Below are 6714 nucleotides of genomic sequence, written 5' to 3'. Positions count from 1 at the left end.
AGGACATCCGCATGCTGGACAACTTCCAGATGGGTCCGAACCTGGTCCGTGGTTTCGCACCGAACGGTATTGGCCCGCGTGACATCAGCTACGTTGCTTTGGGCTCCTATGGCGACGCGCTGGGCGGCACGAAATATTGGGGCGCATCGGCCGAATTGCAGATGCCGTTCTGGTTCCTGCCGAAGGAAGTTGGTATCAAGGGCGCGGTCTACGCCGATGCCGGCGGCCTGTGGGACTACAAGGGACCGACTTCCTGGGCCCAGACGAGCGAGCAGAACGTGGCCGGCTGTATTCCTGCCAGCAAGACCACCGTTGGTACCTGCACCGGACTGCAGTTTGACGATGGCAATGTCGTCCGCTCGTCGGTCGGCGTGGGCGTGATCTGGCAGTCCCCGTTCGGTCCGCTGCGCTTCGACTACGCGGTGCCGATCACCAAGGGTGCATATGATCGCGTGCAGCAGTTCAAGTTTGGCGGCGGAACTTCGTTCTGAGTTTGATCTCGCGCCGGACCGCGACGGGTGGAATGGCGCAGCCAAGCTTCTTCAAACAATCGCCGTCGTTGACGCTGGCTGAAATTGCCGCGTTTGCGAAGGCGGAGCTGGTCGACCCCACGCGGGCCGACCAGCGTATTACCGGCCTGGCGTCGCTCGACCAGGCGGGTCCGCACCATCTCGCCTTCTTCGACAACGTTCGTTACATCCACCAGCTCGCGCAGACCCGTGCCGGCGCTGTTCTGGTGAGCGTCCGGTTCAAGGGCGACATTCCCCCCCATCTTGCCGTGTTACGTTCCAGAAGCCCGTTCGCGGATTTTGTGGCGCTGAGCCGCGACTGGCATGACGACGCGTTGCGCCCGCAATCCGGCTTCGGCCTAACGGGGGTGGCGGTATCGGCGATCGTCCACCCGACGGCGCAGCTCGAGGACGACGTCACCGTCGATCCGTTGGCGGTGATCGGCCCGAATGTCGAAATCGGTTCAGGCTCGGTGATCGGCTCCGGCGCGGTGATCGCGGCCGGCGTCAAGATCGGACGCGACTGCAATGTCGGCGCCAATTCGTCGATCCAGTTCGCGCTGATCGGCAATAACGTGCTGATCCACCCCGGCTGCCTGATCGGGCAGGACGGCTATGGCTTCATCTTCGGCGCGGAAAGCCACCTCAAGGTACCGCAGACCGGCCGCGTGCTGATCCAGAACGACGTCGAGATCGGCGCCGGGACCACCATCGACCGCGGCAGCCTGCGCGACACCGTGATCGGCGAAGGCACCAAGATCGATAATCAGGTCCAGATCGGCCACAATGTGACAGTCGGACGACATTGTCTGATCGCCGCCAAATGCGGACTTGCCGGCAGCCTGACACTCGGCGACAACGTTGCGCTGGGCGCCATGGTCGGCGTCAACAATCATATTACCATCGGTGATGGCGCGCAGGTCACCGCGATGAGCGGCGTCAAGGACAGCATCCCGGCCAAAGGGCGGTGGGGCGGTTTCTTTGCCAAGCCGACCAAGCAGTGGTTTCGCGAGATCCTCGCGGTGGAGAAGCTCGGACGCGACAGCGCGCCGGGGGCGAAGACGAATTCGCAGGACGCGAAGGACGAGGGGCAATGAGCGAAGTTTCATCGATCGATCAGGAATCGCCGATTGCGTATGATCTGGTCGATATCAACACCATCCTCAAGACCCTGCCGCACCGCTATCCGTTCTTGCTGATCGACCGCGTCGTCAATATCCGCAAGGATTACAGCGGCGTCGGCATCAAGAACGTCACCATCAACGAGCCGGCCTTCCTCGGCCATTTTCCGGACCGTCCGGTGTTTCCGGGCGTGCTGATGATCGAGGGCATGGCGCAGACCGCCGGCGTGATCGGCATCCTGTCGGTCGAGGGCACGCAGAAGCCGCGCGCGGTGTACTTCCTGACGATCGACAAGTGCAAATTCCGCAAGCCGGTGATGCCGGGCGATACCGTCGAATATCACATGCGCAGCATCGGCCGGAAGAAGACGATGTGGTGGTTTCACGGCGATGCCAAGGTCAACGGCGTGATCGTCGCCTCGGCCGACGTCGGCGCGATGCTGACGGACTGACGCGGTCGCTCGCCGGGCTGTGTGATCCGCTCGCGGCAAGCCGCTGCAACCGAGCGAAATCAGACGTGACTGGACAGCTCCGGTAGCCCGCGTTACCAGCGAAAATCAATCTTTGACGTCGCGATACCGGCTGAGACGGGGCTATTTGATGAGCAATATCGATCCCACGGCACGCATTGCCGATGGCGCCGTGATCGGCGAGGGCACCAGCATCGGGCCCTATTGCATCATCGGGCCGGACGTCGTGATCGGCGCCGACTGCAAGCTGCTTGGCCATGTGCACATCACCGCGCAGACCAGCATTGGTGACGGCTGCCTGATCTATCCGTTTGCCTCGCTGGGCACGCCGCCGCAGTCGCTCAGCTACAAGGGCGAACTCACGAAGCTCGTAATCGGGCAGGGCTGCACGATCCGCGAATCCGTGACCATGAATGCCGGCACCGTCGCCGGCGGCGGCATTACGACGGTCGGCGACCGCGGCTACTTCATGAACTGCGCCCATGTCGGCCATGACTGTCATGTCGGCAACGACGTCATCTTCGCCACCTCGGCGACGCTCGGCGGCCATTGCGAGATCGGCGACTTCGTCTTCATGGGCGGGCTGTCGGCGGTGCACCAGTTCACCCGCATCGGGCCGCAGGCGATGGTCGGCGGTATCTGCGGCGTCCGCGGCGACGTGATCCCGTTCGCGCTGGTCAATGGCCAGTATGCCAGCCTCGAGGGCCTCAACATTATCGGCATGAAACGCCGCAAATTCACCAAGGCGCGGCTGGCGCTGGTGCGCTCGTTCTACCAGAAACTGTTTCATGGCGACGGCATCTTCGCCGACCGGCTTGCCCGCGTGCAGCCGATGTCCGCCGAGGATCCTGCGATCGTCGAGATCCTGGACTTCATCGCCGCCGGGCAGCACCGTGCGCTGTGCCTGCCCGAGGATGGCCACGGCAAATCTTGAACCGGGTCCGGGGCCTGCCATGACGCATCAGGATCTCGCGCTGTCGTCTCCGGTGGGCCTGATCGCCGGCGGCGGCGTCTTGCCTTTCGCGGTCGCCAACTCGCTGCTGGCGCGCAACATCACGCCGGTGTTCTTCGCGCTGAAGGGCATCTGCGATCCGGCCGCCGTGACACGCTTCAAGCATCACTGGGTCCCGATCGGCCAGCTCGGCCGACTGAAGCGGCTGATGCGTGGCGAGAACTGCCGCGACCTGGTTTTCATCGGCACCCTGGTGCGGCCGGCGCTGTCCGAAATCCGTCTCGACTGGGGTACGTTGCGGGCGATGCGGCACATCCTGTCGGCGTTTCGCGGCGGCGACGACCATCTCCTCACCGGCATTGGTCGGATCTTCGAACAGGACGGTTTCCGGCTGCTGGGCATCAAGGATGTCGCGCCGGACCTGTTGATGCCGGCGGGATCGCTGACCCGCGCCAGGCCGGATGCCGATGCCGAAGCCGATATCGCCAAGGGGCGCGACGTGCTGCGTGCGCTAAGCCCGTTCGACATCGGCCAGGCCATTGTGGTGATCGATGGCCATGTGGTGGGTGTCGAGGACATCGAAGGCACTGACGGCCTGCTGATGCGCGTGGAGCGCTTGCGCGGTGAGGGTCGCATCCGCGCCAGAGCGGGCAGGGGCGTGCTGGTGAAGGCCCCGAAGAGTGGCCAGGACCTCCGCTTCGACATGCCGACGCTGGGGCCGCGCACCATCGAGCGGGCCGCCGCGGCGCAATTGGCTGGCGTGGCCATCGTCGCCGGCAACAGCATCGTCGCCGAGCCGCAAGCGATGATCGACATCGCCGACGCGGCGCGGCTGTTCGTGACGGGACTATCGACGTGACCCGAAAAATCTTTCTCATCGCCACCGAGGAATCCGGCGACCGGCTCGGTTCCGAACTGATCAAGGCGCTGCGACTGAGGCTCGGCGACGCCGTCACTTTCGAGGGTATCGGCGGCTCCGGCATGGCCCGCGAAGGAATGGCATCGCGGTTTCCGATCGAGGAATTGTCGATCATCGGCTTTGCCGCGATCCCGCGAAAATTGCCGATGATCCTGCGTCGCCTCGCCGAAGCCACCGAGGCCGTATTGCGCGCGGCGCCCGATATCCTGGTCATCATCGACAGTCCGGACTTCACGCACCGCGTGGCGCGGCGCGTGCGGCGCCGCGATCCCTCGATTCCGATCGTCGATTATGTCTCGCCGACGGTCTGGGCGTGGCGGCCGGGCCGGGCGCGCGCGATGCGCTTCTATGTCGATCACGTGCTGGCGCTGTTGCCGTTCGAGCCCGAGGTGCACCAAAAGCTCGGCGGCCCGCTATGCAGCTATGTCGGCCATCCCCTGATCGCGCAGCTCGATTCGCTGCGCCCGAATGAAGACGAGCAGGCGCGTCGCGATGCGGCGCCGCCGGTCTTGCTGGTGCTGCCGGGCAGCCGCCGCGGCGAGATCCGCCACCACATGGCGATCTTCGGCGCGGCGCTCGGCCTGTTGTACAAGCAGGGCGTCGCCTTCGAACTGATCCTGCCGACCATGCCGCATCTCGAGGCCGCGATCGCCGCCGCGCTAACCGACTGGCCGGTGCAGCCGCGCGTGGTGGTCGGCGAGCAGGCCAAGCGTGCCGCGTTCCGGATCGCGCACGCCGCCTTCGCCAAGTCCGGCACGGTGACGCTGGAGCTGGCGGTGGCCGGCGTGCCGATGGTGGCAGCCTACCGAGCCGGCAACGTCGAGGCCTGGATCGCCAGGCGCCTGATCCGTTCGGCCTCGGTCATTCTCGCCAATCTGGTGATTGGCGAGAATGTGGTGCCGGAATTCATCCAGCAGGATTGCACGCCGGAAAAACTGGCGCAGGCGCTGCGCGAGGTGCTGGAAGACACGCCGATGCGCCAGCGCCAGGTCGAGGCCTTTGCAAAGCTCGACCACATCATGGACACCGGCAGGTCCTCGCCAAGCGAAGGCGCGGCAGAGATCGTGCTGGCATTGCTGCGGCGACCGAAGGCTGGCATCGGTCCCGCGGCATGACGCCGTTGAGCGCTACTCGGCCTTGATGTTGGCGTCCTTGATGATCTTGTCGTACCTGATCATCTCATTGGTGATGTATTGGGCGAACACCTCCGGGGTTGAGCCGATCGCGTCGAAGCCCAGTGTTTCGAAGCGCGCCTTGACGTCCGGCTGCCCGGCCATTCTGGTGATTTCGGATTGCACCCTGGTGATGATTTCGGGCGGCAGGTTCTTCGGTCCCCATAATCCGTACCATGACGAGAATTCAAAGCCGGTCATGCCGGATTCCGCGACCGTGGGAATCTCCGGCGCAATGGCGACCCGTTTCAGGCTGGTGACGGCCAGCGCCTTGATGTTGCCGGCCTTGGCAAGCGGCAGCGACGACAGCATCGGGTCCACCATCAGCTGGACGTCGCCCCCCATCAGGTCGGTGAGGGCGGGGTTGGCGCCCTTGTAGGCGATCACCAGCGTATTGACCCCGGCGTCGCGCTTCAGCAATTCGGTCGCCAGATGACCGGCCGAGCCGAAGCTCGACGTCGCGAAGGTGTACTTGTCGGGATTCTGGCGAACCAGCTCGAAGAATTCCTTCAGCGTATTGGCTGGCACCTTTGGCGTCGTACTGACCAGCAGCGGCCCAGAGGCCACCAGCGAGATCGGCGTGAAATCCTTGACCACGTCATAGGGCACGGCCTTTTGCAGGAACGGCGTCACCACGTGGATCGAGGCGGTGAGGAGCAGCGTGTAGCCATCGGGCGCCGCCTTGGCGACGCTGTTGGCGCCGACGATGCCGCCGAAGCCGCCGGCGCGGTTCTCGACAACGAAGCTGTGTCCCATCACATCGGTCAGCCGTTGTGCGAGGATGCGCGCCACGCCATCGACCGAGCCACCGGCCGGGTAGGGGACGATGATGGTGACGTTCTTGCTCGGATAGGGTTGCGCCATCGCCGGCGCCGTTCCCAGCCCGAACAGCGCCGCGCCGACCATGGCAAGAGACAGATAATGTTTCACAGAAAATCCTCTCAAAGGCTGAATTAAAAGGTTCCCGGGTAGCTTCCACCGTCGATCAGCAGGTTTTGTCCTGTGATGAATCCAGCATGTTCTGAACAGAGAAAGGCGCAATAATTGCCGAGCTCCGCCGGTCTGCCGTAACGTTTCGCGGGATTGCCGCGCGCGCGATCGTCCCAGATCTGCTGGAAAGATTTATCGCTGTCGTCGAGCATGGCTTCGATGTGCCGCTTCTGGGCATCGCTGTCGAAGATGCCCGGCAGCAGATTATTGATGGTGACGTTGCGGGCCACCGTCTGCCGAGCGAGACCCGCGACGAAGCCGACCAGGCCGGAGCGCGCGCCGTTCGACAGTCCCATCTCGAGCTGCGGAATCTTGACGCTGCGCGAGACGATGTTGACGATACGGCCAAAGCCGCGCGCCATCATGCCTTCGTGAGTCAGGCGCATCATCTCGATGTGGCACAACATCATGGTGTTGAGTGCCGACATCCAGTCGTTCTGGGTCCAGCTCTTGAAATCGCCGGGCTCTCGGCCGTCGGCATTGTTGACGAGAATGTCCGGCTCCGGGCAGGCCGCCAGCGCCGCCATGCGGCCCTCCGGTGTCGCGATATCGCCGATGACCGCTGTGACCGTCGCGCCGGT

At 64.2% G+C, this 6714-nt stretch carries 8 protein-coding genes; 6 read left to right on the top strand and 2 right to left on the bottom strand.

The annotated features are described in order from the left end of the window. The 6 genes from Q0S16_RS07425 to lpxB all read left to right on the top strand — a co-directional run. Positions 1-491, top strand: a 491-nt coding sequence (locus Q0S16_RS07425; protein WP_295846596.1) for a BamA/TamA family outer membrane protein, incomplete at its 5' end; no start/stop codon positions are given. Positions 492-523: 32 nt separating this feature from the next. Continuing rightward, a complete protein-coding gene (gene lpxD, locus Q0S16_RS07420) occupies positions 524-1606 on the top strand; it encodes a UDP-3-O-(3-hydroxymyristoyl)glucosamine N-acyltransferase (RefSeq protein ID WP_295846594.1) in 1083 nt (360 codons plus the stop codon). Next, on the top strand, positions 1603-2082 hold the full coding sequence (gene fabZ / locus Q0S16_RS07415; RefSeq protein ID WP_295846591.1) for a 3-hydroxyacyl-ACP dehydratase FabZ: 480 nt from the start codon (positions 1603-1605) through the stop codon (positions 2080-2082). Before lpxD ends, fabZ begins: the two co-directional genes overlap by 4 nt. A 148-nt stretch (positions 2083-2230) precedes the next feature. Continuing rightward, positions 2231-3034, top strand: a complete 804-nt coding sequence (lpxA, locus tag Q0S16_RS07410) for an acyl-ACP--UDP-N-acetylglucosamine O-acyltransferase (protein WP_295846589.1) — start codon at positions 2231-2233, stop codon at positions 3032-3034. A 19-nt stretch (positions 3035-3053) separates the two neighbouring features. Next, the gene (gene lpxI, locus Q0S16_RS07405) at positions 3054-3911 is read left to right on the top strand and encodes a UDP-2,3-diacylglucosamine diphosphatase LpxI (protein ID WP_295846587.1); all 858 of its coding nucleotides are present in this window, start codon (positions 3054-3056) and stop codon (positions 3909-3911) included. Then, the gene (gene lpxB, locus Q0S16_RS07400; protein ID WP_295846584.1) at positions 3908-5086 is read left to right on the top strand and encodes a lipid-A-disaccharide synthase; all 1179 of its coding nucleotides are present in this window, start codon (positions 3908-3910) and stop codon (positions 5084-5086) included. The genes lpxI and lpxB overlap by 4 nt, the downstream gene beginning before the upstream one ends. 12 nt (positions 5087-5098) lie before the next feature. Here lpxB and Q0S16_RS07395 read toward each other — a convergent pair whose 3' ends face one another. Continuing rightward, complete coding sequence (locus Q0S16_RS07395; RefSeq protein WP_295846581.1) at positions 5099-6073, bottom strand: tripartite tricarboxylate transporter substrate binding protein; 975 nt, start codon at positions 6071-6073, stop codon at positions 5099-5101. Between the two features lie 23 nt (positions 6074-6096). Continuing rightward, the coding region (locus Q0S16_RS07390) for an SDR family oxidoreductase (RefSeq protein WP_295846579.1) at positions 6097-6714 on the bottom strand (618 nt) is incomplete at its 5' end.

This window comes from Tardiphaga sp. (assembly GCF_025356345.1).
Classification (GTDB): domain Bacteria; phylum Pseudomonadota; class Alphaproteobacteria; order Rhizobiales; family Xanthobacteraceae; genus Tardiphaga.
This window is presented reverse-complemented; position numbering and strand designations above follow the sequence as displayed.